Source organism: Phocaeicola sp. RTP21198st1_B8_RTP21198_201120 (genome assembly GCF_040929485.1).
Taxonomy (GTDB): Bacteria; Bacteroidota; Bacteroidia; order Bacteroidales; family Bacteroidaceae; genus Phocaeicola; species Phocaeicola dorei.
Window position 1 is genome coordinate 1 of sequence record NZ_JBCOCI010000422.1, and the last position, 1,224, is coordinate 1,224.

2 protein-coding genes are annotated in these 1,224 nt (G+C 40.8%); both read left to right on the forward strand.

Translation table 11 applies throughout. The annotated features are described in order from the left end of the window. Positions 1–271, forward strand: a 271-nt coding sequence (locus AB5935_RS26920) for a DUF5123 domain-containing protein (protein WP_368327968.1), incomplete at its 5' end; no start/stop codon positions are given. A gap of 33 nt (positions 272–304) precedes the next feature. Continuing rightward, positions 305–1,224 (forward strand): pectinesterase family protein (locus AB5935_RS26925; RefSeq protein WP_368327969.1); only part of this gene is annotated, 920 nt, incomplete at its 3' end.

The following is a 1,224-nucleotide window of genomic DNA, read 5'->3' on the forward strand; positions in this document are numbered from 1 at the left end:
ATCTGCGACAATGCGGAATTTGATTTTCTCCGGTCCGAACAAAGGAAAGAAAATGAATAGTGGAAATGGTGCTTATGACATTTTGAACTTCTCTGATAATTGTTATATCACCTCCGACCTGCAGGAAGGCAATAACAGGTTTGAAGAAATAACGAGAATAAAACAAAGCTCGGATGACTTGTTCGTTGATCCATTGAACGGTGATTTCCATATTAAACCGGGAGCCGGGTTCGCCGGAACGGGTAATGCTGGTGATCCACGTTGGTATTAATTGATCCTATACTTGTTAGGTATAAAGAATATCATGAAGAATATTGTATTATCAATTTTATTGATGAGTGCCTGTGCAATGATTTATGCACAGGCGGACTCATCGCCTTATCAGGCTATTGTAGCTGTTGATGGTAGTGGAGATTATAAAACGGTTCAGGAAGCAATCAATGCTGTACCTGACGGACAGACGAAACCTTGGTTGATTCTGATAAAGAATGGCTTGTATAATGAGCAGGTGATTATCCCTAAGAATAAGCCATACGTACATTTAATAGGCCAGGATAAGGATAAGACCATTATTCATTTAAACTTGAATGTTGGTAGTAAACTGACCGGTAAAGAAATAGGTGGAAAAACAGCTTATTGGGAACACTCGGTTCATAATCCTTCCTCTCCAGTTTATAAATACGAGGGATCGGTAGTGGTGGTAAAAGGAGACCACTTTTATACGGAAAACATTTCGTATGTGAATGACTGGGGAGTTTTATCAGATAATGGTCCGCAGGCTTTGGCTATGAATAGTCAGGCAGATTGTGCTTCCTTTTATAATTGTAAGTTCCGTTCTTTTCAAGATACTTGGATGACTGCCAATAATGATGTCAGTCGGCACTATGTGAAAGATTGCTGGATAGAAGGCGCGGTAGACTATTTTTATGGTGGTGGTGATGTGTTGCTGGAAAACTGTACGCTTTATAATGTACGGAGTGGAGCAGTAATAGTGGCTCCTTCCCATAAAGATGCTAAATATGGTTATGCTTTTCGTAATTGCACTATAGATGGAAACAGTGAAGCGGCTGACGGACGTTTGAAGTTGGGGCGTCCATGGCATAATAATTCGAAGACGGTGTATATCAATACCATCATGCTTATCCCTGTCGCTGATGAAGGATGGACGAATATGGGAACGGTTCCCGGAATTTTTGCCGAATACAATAGTCGTGATGCACAGGG